We start from the raw sequence: 15,956 nt of genomic DNA on the forward strand, positions 1-15,956 counted from the left end.
CCATTAAAGCAGTGATCAGTGACTGATAACGATACCGCGTTTCACGTCCCGTCATGCCGCGTCATGCCGGGACGTGAAACGCGGTATCTTTCTGCAGGGAGATCCGGACTGTCGTCAGGGTGGCGGCCTGCGGCGCATTTTCGCGGCGTGGCGGAAAACGCTACAGGGTGTTATTCCGCACCAGGCCGCGTTTTACGCTTTTACACAGCTTGCCAAAACGGCGAATTTCGTCGAAGTGGGGTGGAATACCCCGTTTTACCTGGTGCTCCCAATAACTGAGCTCCGAGTCGAGCAGCTCCATCAGCTTTTTGGGGCAGCCAATGCAATTGTTGTCGGTGCCGCACACAAAGGTGTCGGACTCGTAAAGGGGAAAGGTTTCCTTGGCCTGGTCAATGAGCTCCCGCATGGCGGTGAGCCGGTCGGGCTTGCGAGACATGGTACTCTCCTGCCGCAAAGTGGCGCGGTAATATGGAATCAACCCCGCCAGCATACGCTTGCTGCCTGCCCTCGCCCTGATCTGCGTCAAACCCGGCTTGGTCGTCATCGACCAGATGAAACACGCAGCTTCAGTAATCAAACCCCGGCTGTGCTTTGACCCCGGCATCGAAGGCGTGTTTGACCGACTGCACTTCGCTCACGGTATCGGCCAGCTCGATGATGGCGCGATGGCAGCCGCGGCCGGTGATGATCACGTGCTGATGCGGCGGGCGGTTTTGCAGCGCGGTCAGCACCCGATCCAGGTCCAGGTAGTGGTAGGCCACCATGTAGGTGAGTTCGTCCAGCAATACCAGATCGATACCGGGGTCGGCCAGCATGGTTTCGGCCGGTAACCAGGTCTGCTCACAGGCAGCCATGTCCTGCTCGCGGTTCTGGGTTTCCCAGGTAAAGCCGGTGTTCATGACCACGAAGGGCACACCTGCTTTTTGCAGCAGGTTGCGCTCGCCGCACTCCCAGCCGCCCTTGATGAACTGCACCACGGCCGCGCTCTTGCCGTGGCCCACGGCCCGCGCCACGGTGCCGAAACCGGCGGTACTCTTGCCCTTGCCGTTGCCGGTGATCACCATCAGTATGCCGTGCTCTTCCTTGGCCGCAGCCACTCTGGCGTCGACCGCCTCTTTCACTTTTTGCTGCCGCTGCTGGTGACGTTCGGCCTTTACCTGATCACGGTGGTTGTCGTTTGCTTCGCTCATGGGGGCTCCTTATGGGTACTAACGAATCTGGTGCGGCACCATATCACAGCAAAAACCGGATGTAAGGGCCTGCCAGGGGCCGCGACGGCATGAGCATAATACGCATCCGGCTGACTGTAATAACCAGAAGTAGTAACCAGAAAAAGCAGGCTACCGCTCGGGTTATGACTCGAATGTGCCCCTTAAACGCCGCTAACAGACCCAACTGAAACGGGCCTGTCATAAAAATGTCATCCTGTAATAAAACCGTCATAAAGGCTCGGCATAGTGGCGCCAACGTTGAAATGAGGAAACATGATGAACTTTGAGTCCACCGCCCTGCCCGGCTCCGCAAACAAAAGTAACGTCAAGTCCAGCTGGATATCCTGGTTGCTGGTTTCATTTCTTGTTTATATGCTGCTGGCCGCCGTGGGCGCCATCGGCTCCGGCTTCAAGGCCGCCGCCGGCAATGACGCCAAAGAGCTGTTTGCCTTTGCTTCCAACCCGGGTATCGCGCTGATCGTCGGGGTGGTAGCCACCTCGCTCATTCAGAGTTCCAGCACCGTCACCTCCATTATCGTCGGCATGGTCGCCGGTGGCCTGCCGATTAGCATCGCCATTCCCATGGTCATGGGTGCCAATATCGGCACCTCGCTCACCAGCACCCTGGTCAGCCTGGGCCATATTCGCGATGGCGAAGCGTTCAAGCGCGCCTTCTCCGCCGCCACCGTGCATGACAGCTTCAACATTCTGGCCGTGGCCATACTGCTGCCGCTGGAGCTGCTATTCCGCCCGCTCGCCACCATATCCGAGTACCTGGCCGGCCTGCTGGTCAGCGATGCCAGCGTCAGCATGAGCGGCGTGAACTTCATGAAGGTACTGCTTGCTCCTGCCTCCGACCTGCTGAAGGCCAGCGTGGCCTGGCTGCCGGGTATCTGGTCCGGTGTGGCGCTGATCCTGATCGGCATAGGCCTTATCCTGGTGGTGGTGACCCAGATTGGCAAGGTGCTGCGCAAACTGATGGAGGGTCGTGCCATGAACATACTGCATACCGCCGTGGGTCGTGGCCCCGCCTCGGGCATGGCCTCGGGTACTCTGGTCACCGTGCTGGTGCAGTCGTCCTCCACCACCACCTCCTTGATTGTGCCCCTGGCCGGCACCGGCGTGTTCAGCCTGAAGCAGGTCTACCCCTTCATTCTGGGCAGCAACATCGGCACCACCATCACCGCGTTGCTGGCGGCTACCGCCATCAGCGGCGCCGCGGCCACGGTGGCACTGCAGATTGCCCTGGTGCACCTGCTGTTCAACCTGCTGGCGATTGCCGTTATCTACGTGCTGCCTTTCCTGCGCCAGCTACCTGTGGTCATGGCCGAAACCCTGGCCACTCTGGCCCAGCGCAACAAGGCTTATGTGGCCGTCTATATCGTGGGTGTCTTCTTTGCCCTGCCGCTGATGGTGGTCGGCGTCAGCCAGTGGTTCTGAATACTTCCCCCAGGCGGGCATAGTCTGGCGGGCATAGTGCTGCGCCATGACCGCACGGACCATTAACTGGATCTGATGAAAGATCAGGCCGGGCCCAGCAGCGGCCCGGCAAACAGTAGCTGCGCCATCGGTACCCCGGTGGCCATGCTCCTCTTGGAACCTACTCCCTGGCACCTACTCCCTGGCTCCTACTCCCCGGAACCTGATCCCTGGTTGCCCAGCGGCAGGGCCGTGGTGTACTTGATTTGCTCCATGGCGAAGCTGGAGCTAATGTCCGACAGCCCTTCGGTGCTGGTGATCAGCATCTTGTAGAAACGGTCGAAGGCGCCGATATCCGCCACCACCACCCGCAGCATGTAGTCCCACTCGCCGGACATGCGATAGAACTCCACCACCTCGTCAAAGGCGGTCACCGTCTCGGCAAACTGTGCCAGCCAGTGGCTGTCGTGGTGCCGGGTCTTGAGCTGCACGAATACCGACAGCCCCAGCCCCAGTTTGTCTGCATCCAGCAGCGCCACTCGGCCGCGAATGTAACCGGCCTCTTCCAGCTTCTTTACCCGTTTCCAGCAGGGGGTGGTAGACAGGTTCACCGCCTCGGCCAGCTCCTTCAACGGCAGCGAGGCGTCCTGCTGCAGCAGGCCCAGAATCTGCCAATCGAAAATATCCACTATTAAACCCCTTAAAATGAGAAATATTTTCTAAAAAATAACATTTATGGGGTAAATACAGAAAAACTTTACCGCAAGCGAGAGATATAATTCCTGCATACAGAACCGCTCGGTTCTCCCTGTTCCCTCTAGCTCCGGACGCCACCACCATGAACAACTGGACCCGCAACGCCCTCAGGACCCTGTCCAGCGATCAGCTGCGCACTTCCGATACCCACCTGTATCGGCTCGATATTCCCGGCCTCGACGGCATCGACATCTATCTGAAGGACGAAAGCACCCACCCCACCGGCAGCCTCAAGCATCGGCTGGCCCGCTCGCTGTTTCTGCATGCCATCTGCAGCGGCAAGATCAACCAAGGTACCCATGTGGTGGAAGCCTCGTCGGGCAGCACCGCCGTGTCCGAGGCCTATTTTGCCAAGCTGCTGGGTCTGCCCTTTACCGCCGTGATGCCCGGCTCCACCACCCGCAGCAAAATCGAGCAGGTGGAACGCCTGGGGGGCCGCTGTCATTTTGTGGAGCGTTCATCCCAGGTCTACGATGCCGCCGAACGACTGGCACGGGAAAGCCGCGGCCATTACATGGATCAGTTCACCTTTGCCGAGCGGGCCACCGACTGGCGCGGCAACAACAACATTGCCGAGAGCATCTTCCGCCAACTGGCCGAAGAGCCCCACCCCATTCCCCGTGCCATCGTGATGAGTGCCGGCACCGGCGGTACCTCCGCCACCCTGGGCCGTTATGCCCGCTATCTGGGGCTGGATACCCGACTGGTGGTGGTGGATCCGGAAAACTCGGTGTTCTACGACAGCTACCAAAGCGGCGACGCCAGCCTGGTCAGCCAGGCCGGGGGCCGTATCGAAGGCATAGGTCGCCCGCGGGTAGAGGCGTCCTTTCTGCCCGAGGTGATCGACGAGATGATCAAGGTACCGGACGCCGCCAGCATCGCCACCATTCACTGGCTGGAGCACATTCTGGGCCGCAAGGCCGGCGGCTCGACCGGTACCAACCTGTGGGGCGTACTGCAGCTGGCCAAACGCATGCAGGAAAAAGGCGAGCGCGGCTCCCTGGTCACCCTGATGTGCGACGGCGGCGAACGGTATCTCGACACCTACTACAACCCGCAATGGGTCGCGAAGCACATCGGCGACCTCACCTCCTACCGCGAGCAATTAGCGGCGTTCGGGTAAACCAGGCGGCAAGCTCTACAAGCCAAATCAGTGGTAGGGTCGAATTCATTCGACCGCGCTGGGGTCGTGCCTCCGTTTTGGTCGAATAAATTCGACCCTACGAAAAACAGCTCCCTTATGCGGCGCCATATGACACCGGTAGTCCGTAGGTTGGGATGAGCGAAGCGAATCCCAACACCTGGCCGCTGGCAGACAGGTTGGGACTCGTTCCTCGCCCAAACCGACTACTCACCCCTCCCAGCCCGTTTGCGTCCCGCGCCCAGTACCAGCATGCAGGGGGTGAGCAGCAGGGTCAGCAGGGTGGCGAAGGCCAGGCCGCCGGCGATGGCGCTGGACAGCTGGGTCCACCACTGGGTGGAGGGCGCCCCCAGACCCAGGCTGGGCGCCAGCAGATCCACGTTCACCCCCAGCACCATGGGCATCAGCCCCAGCACTGTGGTAATGGCGGTCAGCAGTACGGGGCGCAGACGCAGACAACCGGTTTCCAGCGCCGCCTCGGTCGGGCTCATGCCCTCGGTGCGCAGCTGATTGAAGGTGTCGATCAGCACTATGTTGTTGTTCACCACTATGCCCGCCAGGGCGATGATACCCATGCCCACCATGACGATGCCGAACGACTGGCCATTCAGCAGCAGCCCCATCAGCACACCGGCGGTGGAAAACACGATGGCCGAGAGCACCAGTGCGGTCTGATAGAGGCTGTTGAACTGGGTCACCAGGATCAGCGTCATCAGGAAAATGGCCACCCCGAAGGCATAGGTCAGGAACTGCCCCGCCTCACGCTGATCCGCATCTTCTCCGGCCACCACCAGGCTGACGCCGTCGGGCAAGGCGGTCACTTGCCCCCTCAGGGCGTTCAGCCGCTCATCCAGCCGAAAACCGGCGGCAATATCGGCCTTGATGGTGATGGTTCGGCGGCCGTCCACCCGATGCAGGGTGCCGATTTTCGGCGCCGGTGTCAGGGTCACGAAATGGCTCAGCGGCACCTGGCCGCGCGGCGTCTTGAGGGTCAGCCGCGACAGCTGATCGAGCGAGCGCCAGTGTGGCGGTAGCCGCACCCGAATATCGACTTCGTCGCTGGCATCCTCGGGTCGGTAGGTCGCCAGTTTCAGGCCATTGGTCACCAGCTGCACCGCGTTACCCACGCTCAGCACGTCGGCCCCCAGCCGGGCGGCGGCCTCACGGTTGACGCTCAGCCGCCACTCGATGCCGGGCAGGCTGCGGTCGTCCTCGATGTCGATAAAACCACCCAGCTCTGCCATGGCCGAGCGCAGCATATCGGTGGCCGCCGCCAGTCTGCGCTCGTCGCCGCCCTTGAGTTGCAACTCCACCGGCTTGCCGGCCCCCGGCCCCATCTGTTGCTGTCTGAATTCCAGCACGACGCCGGAAATATCCTCGGTCAGTGCCAGCATGGTGCCCTTGATGGCGCCGGCCGGCCGGCGCAGATACCAGTCAATGAACTGAAACTGCAGCACCCCGATCACATCGGTACCCATCTGGTTGTCGACCCGGGCAAAACTGCGGGCATACAGCGCCTTGACTTCGCTCAGCCCCTGCAAGCGTCCTTCCACCTCGCGCAAGATGGCGTCTTTTTCATACACCGACAGATCGCCCCGGGCACGCACCTGCAGTTGAGCACTGTCCGGCTCGATGGACGGAAAAAACTCCACCCCGAGGTTGAAGCGGGCATAACCGCCATAAATAAGCCCGATCAGCGCCAGGGTGCCAATCAGGGCCAGACCGGGCCGTTGCAACAAGCAGCCAAGCAGGCGTCGGTAGTGGCGGAGCCCCGGCACCCTGACCGGCTCCCTGGCGCGGGTTCTGTGTCGGCTGAGGCCGCCCATGGTGGGCAGGAAGATCAACGCCATGGCCAGGGAGGCCAGCAAACAGATGATAACGGTAGCGGGCAGGTATTTCATGAACTCCCCCACCACACCGGGCCAGAACAGCAGCGGCACAAACACCGCCAGGGTGGTGGCGGTGGAGGCAATCACCGGCCAGCTCATGCGGTGAGCGGCGTTGATCCAGGCCTGCTTCGGTTTCTGCCCCTCGTGCAGATGGCGGTCGGCCAGTTCCGACACTACTATGGCGCCATCCACCAGCATGCCGGCCACCAGGATCAGCGAGAACAGCACTATGATGTTCATGGTGAAATCGATGGCCCAGATGATCAGAATGCCGGTAAGAAAGGCGCCGGGAATGGTCAGCCCCACCATGATGGCCGAGCGGGCCCCCATGGTGGCCAGGATCAGGATCAATACCAGCACCACGGCGGTAAGCACGTTGTTGAGCAGGTCTGCGAGCATCTCCTCAATCTGCACGGATTGATCCATGATGTAGTTGATTTCCACCCCCGGCGGCAACAAGGGGCCGGCCTCCGCCAGCAGTGTCTTGACCCGGGCTATGGTATTGATGATGTTGGCGCCGGCGCGCTTGCTGACCTCCAGCACCAGTCCCGGCTTGCCGTTGATACGGGCGAAGCCGGTCGGATCCTTGAAGGTACGGCGCAGGGTGGCCACATCGCCGAAGGTCACCACCTGGTCGCCGCTGACTTTGATCGGCAGGCCCAGTATGTCGTCCAGATCCTCTATGACGCCGGGCACCTTGATCGCCAGGCGGCCGGCGCCGGTATCCAGGCTGCCGGCGGCGACCAGCCGGTTGTTGCGCGACACCAGATTGAACAATGCCGTGTAGTCGATGCCGTAGCCGCCCAGCACCTGGGGGTCGACCAGAATTTCCAGCAGGTCTTCCCGGTCACCGCCGATGTCCACCTCCAGCACCTCGGCAATGCCTTCAATCTCGTCTTTCAGTCGCCGGGCCGTCATCACCAGCTCGGCTTCCGACAGCGGACCGGACAGGGCCACCGACAGCACAGGAAACAGCGCCACGTTGATTTCGTTCACTATCGGCTCGTCGGCTTCCTGCGGCAGCGTGCTGCGCGCCGAATCGACCTTTTCCCGCACATCCTGCAATGCCTGTTTGGGGTCGAAGCCGGCATCGAATTCCAGCATCACCGAGGCATAGCCCTCGCTGGCGATGGAGGTCATTTTCTTCACCCCCTCCAGGGTATGCAGCTCCTGCTCCATGGGACGCACCAGCAGCCGCTCGCCGTCTTCCGGGCTGATGCCTTCCAGCCGCATGGACACATACATCATGGGGATGGTCACATCCGGGTTGGCTTCCTTGGGAATGGCCTGATAGGCGCCGTACCCCCCGAGCAGTAGAAAAACAAAGGCCATCAGGGTGGCGCGGCTGCGATACACCGCCGCGGCAATCAGCGCCCTCATGGCACCGGCTCCGCGTCGCGTACTCGCACCCCTTCACCTTCGGTCACAAAGCCCGCTCCCCGGGTGATGAGACGCACCGACGCGGGCAGGCCACCGATCCAGGCTTCGTCGGGGGTAATACCGAGCAGGGTGACCGGCACCCATTGCATGCGATCCTGTTCATCCACGATATGGACTCCCGGACGGCCATTAGCGTCCAGTGCCAGCAGCGCCGGCGACAGCCGATAGGCGGGCCGCAGCGACAGCGCTATGTTCAGCTCGGCACTGGCCCCCGCCACCCGCCAGCCCCGGGGATTATCCAGCCGGGCTTCCAGCATGAAGCTGCGGGTATTCACATCGGCAGACTGGGCGACAAACTCCAGTTCGCCCGTCAGTTCACGGCCATCCAGCAGCACCGCCGTCACCGGTAAGCCGGGAGCGAGCTCGGCCACCTGCTGCTGAGGCGCGGCGGCGCTGAGCTTGAGGGTGGAGACATCCACCAGGGTCAGCAGCACGTCACCGGTCTGTACAAACTGCCCCAGCTCCACCGGCAGTGCGTCAATACTGCCGGTAAAGGGGGCCTCGATGCGGGTATGACTCAACGCCAGCCGGGCCTCGGCCAATCCGGCTTCCGCCATGGCGGCGGCCGACTTCAATGCCAGATAATCGGTTTCGGAAATCATTTGGTTGCGACGCAGCCGGGTAGCCGCGGTCACTTCGGCCTGGCGCAGCCGGTATTCCGCCTCGGCCCGAGCCAGCTTGACCGTACGACCGTCGTCGCTCAGGGTGAGCAGGGGGTCGCCCTCGGTCACCGTTTGCCCGAGCCTGGGCAGCCTGGTAAGGGTGCCGCTTGCCCGGGTTCGCATCACCAGGGTACGGTGGGGCAGCAACTGCCCCTGCAGTACCACGCCGGGCTGATAGGGCTCGGCATCGAAGGCCATCACCTCGACATGAAATTCCTCGGCGGTCGACACCGGCTCTGCCGCCGGTGCTTCCACCTGCGCCTGATAACGCTCGCCCCGCCACAGCCAGAACAGCACCACCGCCACCACCAGTAGCAGCCAGCCCAATCCCTTGTGTCGCGCCAGCCATCGCGTGAACGCCTCCACTGCCATCGGTGATATTCCCTATCGAATAGAGTAGATATTCAGCATAACAGCTCGGCGAAAACGAACAGCGGGAAACAGGGCAACGAGGGGTGAGGGATGAGGAGTAAGGGGTGAGGCGTGAGGGGTGAGGCGTGAGGGCTGAGGGCTGAGGCGTGTAACAAAAAGCCCCGCCGAAGCGGGGCTTTGGGGCTCAGTCGAGCTGGCTGCGCAGCCAGTTCAGTACCTGAACGTAGTTGGCCGGCAGCAGGGGTTGCAACTGGTCCAAGGCGGTTTTGGTGTCTGCATGGTTGTCGAGGCAGAAGTTGATGTGCCCTACCTTGCGGCCGGGACGCACCTCCTTGCCGTACCAGTACAGTTCGGCACCGGGTACCGACAGCCAGGCATCGTTGCGCTCGGTACCCACCAGGTTCACCATGACGCTGGTGTTTTTAACGGTGGGCTGTACCAGGGGTAACCTGGCCACGGCACGCAGATGGGCCTCGAACTGGCTCATGTTGGCACCGGCCTGGGTCCAGTGACCGCTGTTGTGTACCCGCGGCGCCAGTTCGTTGATCAGCAGGTGATCGCCGACCCGGAAACATTCCATCGCCATCACGCCCACGTAATCGAGGTCGTTCATCAGGGTGCCCAGCATGCGCTCGGCTTCCGCCTGCAGATGTGCCAGCCGCGCCAATGGCGCGACCGAACCCAGCAGAATGCCGTTCACATGCAGGTTCAGGGTCAGCGGATAGAAGAAACACTGGCCGTCGGCACCACGCATGCCCACCACCGACATTTCTTCGTCGAAGTCGATGGCCTGTTCGGCAATGGCCTGCTCGTGCCAGTCGTCGGGAATGGCGTCCAGGCCCGGCTCGCGCAGCCAGTGCTGACCCCGGCCGTCATAGCCGCCGGTGCGGCGCTTGAGCAGCACCCGCTCGCCCAATTTCTGATGCAGTGCGTCGGCGCTGGTGTCGGTTTCAACCAGCTGCCAGGGCGCGGTGGCGAGGCCCAGCTTGTCGATCAACGATTTCTGAGTAAAGCGGTCGGCCAGCACGGGGAAGGTATCGAGGTTCACAAACGCTGGATGGGCGGCCAGTTGACGGGTGGCGGCGGTGTCCGGCCACTGTTCCCGCTCGGCGGTCACCTGTTCGTGGGGCTGCAGCGGAAAGGTCTCTTCCGACGCTATGTCCACCGGGCATACGTCGAGATCAAGCGGCATGCCGGCGTGTTTCAGCATCTGGCCCAGTTGGCCGGCGCCCAGTACCCAGATACGGCTCATGCTTCCTCCCGCGGGTCGGGGTTGCTCAATACGGTCTCGGTCTGCGCCTGGCGGAAGGCCTCCAGCCGTTCGGCCAGGGCCGCGTCGTTGTTGGCCAGGATCTGGCATGCCATCAGGCCCGCGTTGAAGGCGCCGGCCTCGCCGATGGCCAGGGTGCCCACGGCCACGCCCTTGGGCATCTGCACAATAGACAACAAGCTGTCCATGCCGTTGAGCGCCCGGCTTTGCACCGGTACACCCAGCACCGGCAATCGGGTCTTGCAGGCAACCATGCCCGGCAGGTGAGCGGCGCCGCCGGCACCGGCGATGATAACTTCAAAACCGCGATCCACGGCCTGTTCGCCAAATTCCATCAGTCGGTCTGGGGTGCGGTGCGCCGACACCACTTCCACTTCATAGGCGACCTGCAGTTTATCCATGATTTCCGCAGCACCCTGCATGGTGGGCCAATCACTCTTGGAACCCATGATGACGGCAACTTTTGCTTGCATGACTACTCCTGTTCAACAGCGTTTTAACGACGTCTCAACAACATCTCGATAACGTCTCAACAACGTTCAGCATTTTTGGTGGATCCGGGGGAGCGCGGATTATAACGAAAGGGGGGGATGGCGGCTAGTCGGCTAATGGTGTGTAGGTGGACATTACCCGAACGTAACGGTAATATGCTTCGTCCTCAAAAGTAAACATCACGTATACACAGGAGGTGTCCGCCCCATGATTGGTGCCATCGAAGCGTTACCCTAGTCACGACCATCAGTGTCGTCGACCGCACATTACCAGGCTATCGCCAACGTCTCTAAGCCATTGTTCTTACTTACTGCCGATCCGTTTTCTACGGGATCTTCGCGTCCGTTGCCGCTAGCCAGGTCGTCTTAACCTGCGTCAGGTCAGGTGCCGTTTACTCGGCCGCCTCGGCCTGTACGTATGCCCGTTTCACTCGTATGAACAGGGAGATGAACTTGGAACTCTATCAATTTTCCAGCACCACTGTGCTGCTGTTGCTGGCCGCCTTCTACGGCGGTACCTATTTGATCACCACCTTTATCAAGAAAGAACAGGAAGATACCGACGCCTTCATGGTCTCCAACCAGAGCGTCGGCTTCGGCATAGGCGCGGCCAGCATGACCGCCACCTGGATCTGGGCGGCGTCCTTCTATGCCGCCGCCACCTCCGGCTATACCTATGGCGTGTCCGGCCCCCTGCACTACGGTCTCTGGGGCGCGCTGATGATACTGTTCATCTATCCCTTCGGCCGCCGTTTCCGTGCCCTGGCCCCCAAGGCACATACTCTGGGTGAAATCATTCACGCCCGTCACGGTTCCTCCAGCCAGTTGATCCTGGCGCTGTCCAATCTGCTCGGCAGCCTCATCAGCCTGATGGTGAACTTCACCGCCGCCGGTGCCCTGGTGTCTGTGCTGTCGCCGCTGTCGTTTCAGGCCGGCGTCATCATCGCCGGCGCAGGCGTACTAAGCTACACCCTCTGGTCCGGTTTCCGCGCTTCCGTACTCACCGATTTCGCCCAGCTTATCGCCCTCATGGCCATCGCCGTGGTGATCATTCCGGCGGTACTGTTCGCCATGGGGGGCCCCACCGAGATGCTCAATGGCTTTGACAAGCTCAGCCTGCAACAGGCCGATCTGTTCTCGACCGACGCCATACTGCATCAGGGCGCCCCCTATTTTGTGGCGGTGCTGGCCTATGCCATCGGTAATCAGACCATTGCCCAGCGGCTGTTTGCGGTGAATGAAAAACACATCAAACCCACCTTCATCACCGCCACCCTGGGGTACGGTGCCATTGTGATTGGCCTCGGCATGATCGGTCTGATGGCCCTGACCACAGGGGTTGAGCCGCTGAACGGCAACATGAATAACCTGATCCCGCAGATGGTGTCTTCCTACCTGCCGCCGGTGTTTATCGGGCTCTTCTTTATTCTGGTGATCGGCTCCCTGTCGTCCACCGCCGACTCGGATCTGTCGGCGCTGTCGGCCATCATGATGGCCGATGTCTACGGCAAGAACATCGCCAAAGGCAAGGTCGACCCCAGGCGCATGTTGTTTATCGGCCGTCTGACCATGGTCGCTGCCACCATGATCGGTATCATTTTTGCCAGCTTCTCGTTTGATATTCTGGTGATGCTGGTGTTTGTGGGCGCGCTCTGGGGCGCCATCGTGTTCCCGGTTATCGCCAGTTGCTTCTGGAACCGGGTCACCAATCGTGCCTTTACCGGCTCGGTGATTGCCGGCCTGCTGATGTTCTGCGTAGCCCGCTTCGAGCTGCTGCCGATGACCGGCGCCATTGCCGTGCTGTTCGAGCTGCTGGCCAGCATGGGCGGTGGTGTGGTGATCGGCCTGATGGTGTTCGGCTTCTGTGGCACCCGTGCCGGTTTTGTGGCCGGCATTATTGCCGGGGTGGCGCTGATGTTCTTTGCCACCGGCTTCCTGCGGGAATACACGGTGCTGCTGTCGTCTCTGGTGGCCTACGGTGTCAGTACCCTGGTGTGCGTGGTGATGAGCCTGATGCAACGCCAGGAATTCGACTTCGATCTCATTGCCCAGCGGGTCGGCCACTATGACGACAGGGCCGATATCAAGCCCCTGGCCGGAAAGGCCAATATGAATTCCCCTCGTTTTGCCAAGGAGTCCTCATGAGCGAACTGATGTTAGGCGCCTATATTCTGATCTGGCCCGCCCTCACCCTGTGGATACTGCTGCTGATTTGCAAGGCGGTACTCAAGGATGTGCACGAGGCTAAAAAGGAAAACCGCGACCTAGTGTAATCACAGGTATCACGGCGTGTACAACGACAAAGGCGGGCCCAAGGGCCCGCCTTTTTAATGGTCAGTAAAAGCTCTGCAGCCAGCAGAGATAAAAAGCGTTGCCGTGGTGGCCATAGGTCAGGAATTCGATGTTGATGTTTGTGTGCGGCGATTAGATTTTTTTATATAAATAGGCAGAGCTGAGGCTTAAATTCAGCAAAAATGCTAACGTCGCTAGTAGAGGCGCAGCTTTGCTGCGTCCTGCTTACTGGCTTTTTTTATATTTTTTGTGCAACATAATTTGGCACATCAATTTTTTCTCCACCATTCGTAAAGTGAGAATCAAAACCGTATGCCATTTTTTCTAAAGGTGCCTCACCATAGCCCACCGTTTTAATTTCAGTAATGTAGCGTTCTATAAATGGTATTGCACCTAAATATCCCCATTGTGCAACATGGACAAGCTCATGAAAGTGTAAACGTAAATTTGATGCTAGATGAGGGAGAATGTAATAAGTATTTTTATACGTAATTCCGTGTACTTCCATATCAATAAAATTACCCAACCCCATTTGTCGCAATTCAGGAAAATTAGGTTTAGGGATTGTATCGACAACTACAAAATATGCCTGCTGGAGAAACTCTAGAGAATAAAAACCGCTGAAATCATCAAAAAACTTAGAACAAGAAATCCTTTGCCCTTGATACTCAAGATTAGTCTGATCAATCCACTGCTCAATTTTATGCAACATACGATACTCCAGAAAAAGATAAAGCCGCCAACACAGACGAGCGTAGCGAGTCCAGCCAGCTTGCTGGCGGTTGTGATTGGCCTTGTTAGACTATTTACCTTCGAATTTTACTTCTTGTGTTTGACCGGATTTAGGGCTTATGACTACTGTCCCAGCTAATTTGTCATGCCACCCTTGCTTTTTCTTGTCCCAAGCAACCCAAAAAATGCCTAACCCCAAAGGAATAGATGCTAAGAAATAGCCAATATACCTCACAATATATTGCTGTAATGTTGGCTTTTGACCTGTCTTGGCATCCACAATACGCGCCTGTATTGCCATTTTCCCTGGAGTTGCCTGGCGATAAATCCAAAATGCGATTATGGCAACAAGTGGAAATATCCAACTAAGTAATAAATCAGCAAAACCTTCGACTAAGTTATCACCATCAAGATAACTCCAGCCGTATATTGAAATTAAAATAGGGTACGTTAATACTAATATAATTACAGTATCGATTAGGCTTGCACCAACTCTTGGCCAGAACCCAGTGTATTTCATTACGTCACCCATTGTTGCGGGAAAGTCACTATTCATTATTACTCCTTAATTTTTAATGATGATAAAAATTATATTATTAGCCTAACGCCTTGCTCACCGGAAAATTGGGAGCGTAGCGAGTAATTTGTCCGCGTGCAGCAATTTGTTAGAGGTCAGTAATTTTCGGTAAAGTGCTAGGATCAAAGCGTTTTTCCTCTATTTCAGCCAAATCGCTTATTTGTCGATGACCGAGACGGTGCGCCAACAGATCTTCCACACACATTGGGCCAGAGAACTTATCGAGAGACGGGCAAAGAACATACACCTCAGCTTGGTCGATTGAGGTTGACCACAAATTCTCATCCTTGGATATCGTGACCATCAACCTATTTTTCCCATAGAGGTAAATTATTGCTAACAACCGTCCATGAACTGGATAGAGCATAATTGTGTGCACACCGGGCCATGCCAAAAACCTTGCTTCTTCAGGCTCTCTATTCTGAAAGAAGTCAGAAAACTCCACATCATATGAGTCTCTTTCATTGGGGGTTTTAGCCCAAAGAGCATTCCTAAGTTCTCTCGCATCTGTACTCTCTAAATAGCGCTCTCCAAGCCTATCAACTCCCACACCTAAAGCAAATTTACATAAAAACCTTTGCTCAAAGCCTATCTGGATCGCCAGACTTCCCTTATGAACTTCACCTTGAGCGGCTTTAAGGCTTGATAAGAATTCATTCTCATAAGAAGTTGGCTCATGAAAGTAATTATCATCATTTGGAAGCTCAATATTTCCCGATATTCTCTTGGAAGACTTGAAGCTCTTCATCACGGACTGAAGCAATACAAGGTTCCAATATTCATCTGAATGTTGAGCAAAAATATAGACCTCACCGCCAAATTTCTTATTGTCAATCGGATTTCCGCCAGCGAACGTATCGTACCTAGAATCGGCTTTCGGTCGTCGATGGTATACCAGTCCACCGTGTGGCCCCATCCATAATTCACACGTCAAATTAGGATCTGATACTAAACTTTGATGAACCCCCATGTAGCGAAGAGGCAAAGGCATTGGCTTGTTTAAGTCGATATAATATAAAGCATTCTCAGCCATATCATTCTGACTGAAAAAGTTCTTTACCAAAGGAGCATCAACAAAAAGTCCCATTATGGAGTTGCATCGCTGACAAACATGACGTGTTTTAAAAAGATCAGATGCTTGGGCTCCCCCCAAAGACTGCGGAAATATATGCTCCAGTGAAAACTCATTCTCTGGTTTTTCAGTCTTACAAAAAATGCATATTTTCGACACACCAATCTCCAACTCAGATACCTCTAACGTTTGGTTAAGGGGCGGGCTTTAGCCCGTCCTAGTGAGCGTAGCGAACGATTTGAACCAATTGTTGAACTAAGCCGCTTCGCGGCAGAACAATGGCGCTGCACATCATACTGATTTCAGAGCCCTACCAGAGTGGTAGCGGACTGGAGATAGCATGATGAATAGCCAACAGCAACGCCACTTCGATGCGCTGTATCAGCAGCACCTCAATAATTTAACCCTGCAGGGCAAACGCCCCGCGACCATTGACGCCTATGCCCGTGCCGTGAGGCGGATCGCCGCGTTTTTTGACTGCCCACCGGACAACCTGACTCCTGCCCAGCTCAAACACTACTTCGTCAGCCTGATTGACGTAAGCGCCATTAAATCAGCACTCTTGCTTTCAGCCGGATAATATTACTGTTTTTGAGATAGCTCTGCGGCAAGCTGCCAGGGCAGCAGGGCTT

The 15,956-nt window shown here is 57.8% G+C and carries 15 protein-coding genes; 5 read left to right on the forward strand and 10 right to left on the reverse strand.

The window, feature by feature from the left end:
* Positions 1-160: 160 nt before the first annotated feature.
* Together HNR62_RS07615 and cobO are read right to left on the reverse strand one after the other, a co-directional pair.
* Positions 161-436: a hypothetical protein gene (locus tag HNR62_RS07615; RefSeq protein ID WP_204795481.1), complete on the reverse strand. Its 276-nt coding sequence runs from the start codon at positions 434-436 to the stop codon at positions 161-163.
* 130 nt (positions 437-566) lie between these two features.
* Positions 567-1,190 (reverse strand): cob(I)yrinic acid a,c-diamide adenosyltransferase, encoded by a 624-nt coding sequence (gene cobO, locus HNR62_RS07620; RefSeq protein WP_204795482.1) that lies wholly within the window; start codon positions 1,188-1,190, stop codon positions 567-569.
* A 297-nt stretch (positions 1,191-1,487) separates the two neighbouring features.
* On the opposite strand from cobO, the gene HNR62_RS07625 reads away from it, so the two are divergent.
* Positions 1,488-2,651: a Na/Pi symporter gene (locus HNR62_RS07625; RefSeq protein WP_204795504.1), complete on the forward strand. Its 1,164-nt coding sequence runs from the start codon at positions 1,488-1,490 to the stop codon at positions 2,649-2,651.
* 188 nt (positions 2,652-2,839) lie between these two features.
* On the opposite strand, the gene HNR62_RS07630 is transcribed toward HNR62_RS07625, so the two are convergent.
* A complete protein-coding gene (locus HNR62_RS07630) occupies positions 2,840-3,319 on the reverse strand; it encodes an Lrp/AsnC family transcriptional regulator (protein WP_338044086.1) in 480 nt (159 codons plus the stop codon).
* A 149-nt stretch (positions 3,320-3,468) separates the two neighbouring features.
* Here HNR62_RS07630 and HNR62_RS07635 point away from each other — a divergent pair, with 149 nt between their 5' ends.
* Complete coding sequence (locus HNR62_RS07635) at positions 3,469-4,509, forward strand: PLP-dependent cysteine synthase family protein (RefSeq protein WP_204795483.1); 1,041 nt, start codon at positions 3,469-3,471, stop codon at positions 4,507-4,509.
* 224 nt (positions 4,510-4,733) lie between these two features.
* Here HNR62_RS07635 and HNR62_RS07640 read toward each other — a convergent pair whose 3' ends face one another.
* The 4 genes from HNR62_RS07640 to purE all read right to left on the reverse strand — a co-directional run bounded on the left by HNR62_RS07640 (position 4,734) and on the right by purE (position 10,633).
* On the reverse strand, positions 4,734-7,796 hold the full coding sequence (locus HNR62_RS07640) for an efflux RND transporter permease subunit (protein ID WP_204795484.1): 3,063 nt from the start codon (positions 7,794-7,796) through the stop codon (positions 4,734-4,736).
* The gene (locus HNR62_RS07645; RefSeq protein ID WP_204795485.1) at positions 7,793-8,890 is read right to left on the reverse strand and encodes an efflux RND transporter periplasmic adaptor subunit; all 1,098 of its coding nucleotides are present in this window, start codon (positions 8,888-8,890) and stop codon (positions 7,793-7,795) included. The genes HNR62_RS07640 and HNR62_RS07645 overlap by 4 nt, the downstream gene beginning before the upstream one ends.
* A 184-nt stretch (positions 8,891-9,074) precedes the next feature.
* Entirely contained in the window at positions 9,075-10,142 is a 1,068-nt protein-coding gene (purK, locus tag HNR62_RS07650; protein ID WP_204795486.1) for a 5-(carboxyamino)imidazole ribonucleotide synthase, read from the reverse strand.
* Entirely contained in the window at positions 10,139-10,633 is a 495-nt protein-coding gene (purE, locus tag HNR62_RS07655) for a 5-(carboxyamino)imidazole ribonucleotide mutase (RefSeq protein WP_204795487.1), read from the reverse strand. Before purE ends, purK begins: the two co-directional genes overlap by 4 nt.
* Before the next feature lie 465 nt (positions 10,634-11,098).
* On the opposite strand from purE, the gene HNR62_RS07660 reads away from it, so the two are divergent.
* Entirely contained in the window at positions 11,099-12,796 is a 1,698-nt protein-coding gene (locus tag HNR62_RS07660; protein ID WP_204795488.1) for a sodium:solute symporter family protein, read from the forward strand.
* The gene (locus HNR62_RS16155) at positions 12,793-12,924 is read left to right on the forward strand and encodes a putative transporter small subunit (protein WP_239552673.1); all 132 of its coding nucleotides are present in this window, start codon (positions 12,793-12,795) and stop codon (positions 12,922-12,924) included. Before HNR62_RS07660 ends, HNR62_RS16155 begins: the two co-directional genes overlap by 4 nt.
* A gap of 257 nt (positions 12,925-13,181) precedes the next feature.
* Here the strand turns inward: HNR62_RS16155 and HNR62_RS07665 are convergent, their stop codons facing one another.
* The 3 genes from HNR62_RS07665 to HNR62_RS07675 all read right to left on the reverse strand — a co-directional run bounded on the left by HNR62_RS07665 (position 13,182) and on the right by HNR62_RS07675 (position 15,495).
* Positions 13,182-13,655: a hypothetical protein gene (locus HNR62_RS07665; RefSeq protein WP_204795489.1), complete on the reverse strand. Its 474-nt coding sequence runs from the start codon at positions 13,653-13,655 to the stop codon at positions 13,182-13,184.
* A 90-nt stretch (positions 13,656-13,745) separates the two neighbouring features.
* The gene (locus HNR62_RS07670) at positions 13,746-14,231 is read right to left on the reverse strand and encodes an RDD family protein (RefSeq protein ID WP_204795490.1); all 486 of its coding nucleotides are present in this window, start codon (positions 14,229-14,231) and stop codon (positions 13,746-13,748) included.
* Positions 14,232-14,340: 109 nt separating this feature from the next.
* A complete protein-coding gene (locus HNR62_RS07675) occupies positions 14,341-15,495 on the reverse strand; it encodes an HNH endonuclease (protein ID WP_204795491.1) in 1,155 nt (384 codons plus the stop codon).
* Between the two features lie 169 nt (positions 15,496-15,664).
* Between HNR62_RS07675 and HNR62_RS07680 the strand changes: the two genes are divergently transcribed.
* Positions 15,665-15,904: a phage integrase N-terminal SAM-like domain-containing protein gene (locus HNR62_RS07680; RefSeq protein ID WP_204795492.1), complete on the forward strand. Its 240-nt coding sequence runs from the start codon at positions 15,665-15,667 to the stop codon at positions 15,902-15,904.
* Positions 15,905-15,956 lie beyond the last annotated feature (52 nt).

The organism is Oceanisphaera litoralis (assembly GCF_016907015.1).
GTDB lineage: Bacteria > Pseudomonadota > Gammaproteobacteria > Enterobacterales > Aeromonadaceae > Oceanimonas > Oceanimonas litoralis.